Source organism: Pseudomonas sp. GW822-FHT02D10 (assembly GCF_058802345.1).
In genome coordinates this window covers 1-721 of the sequence record NZ_JBXAOB010000039.1, presented here as the reverse complement: position 1 = coordinate 721, position 721 = coordinate 1, and the positions used below count along the sequence as shown (strand labels likewise).

1 pseudogene is annotated in these 721 nt (G+C 59.8%); it reads left to right on the top strand.

The annotated features are described in order from the left end of the window. Positions 1 to 721, top strand: a pseudogene (locus tag AC1RPZ_RS27320) (type IV secretion protein Rhs); the annotation flags it as partial.

Here is a 721-nt window from a genome sequence, read left to right as displayed (position 1 = left end):
GGCGATGACGATTTCATCTCCAGTGTGGCGCAGTGTCCGGACAGCGGCATTCTGGAAATCGAGAGCAAGTTCGAATCGGTCTACGACATTCCGCTGGGCAACATTCAGGTCGAGGTGATTCCGGCGGCGGGTGGACCGAGCACACCGGTTGATCTCAATGAATACGGCAAGGGGCAGTTCAAGGGAGAGGTCGGAAAGTTCTATCAGGTGCGGGTTCACGGCGCTGTCACGCCGACGCAACTCGATGAGCTGTGTGGCGCTTATGACGGGTTGACCGTTCAGCTGGAAACCTGGTTGCGTGAGGAGTGGAAAGGCTTCAAGCCGCAGTGGTCGCAGCAGTCGGCGTCGGCATCGCTGCTGGCGGTAGGCAACGGTTTGCTCGCCGGCAGTTGGGCGGCTATCGAAGGCGTCTGGGACAGCATTGGCCTGATTGGCGAGATCCTCAAAGACCCGACGAAGTTTTCCGAAAGGCTCGGCAGCAGTGCCGATGCCCTGGCCGCTCTGGCGCAAAAATCGCCGGTAATGATGGAAAAAGCCCTATTGCTGGCCAGTGACGAAGCGGCGCTGTGTTTGCTGTTGCGTACCGCGAGCCTGTGGCTGGAGGCGTTGCCGCCGAGCCAGATTGCCGGAAGCACGGCAGAGACGGTTTCGAAGCTGGTGGTCGAGCTGGTGATCGATCTGCTGATCGGCATCGTGCTGAGCTTTTTCGGGGTGGGCATTG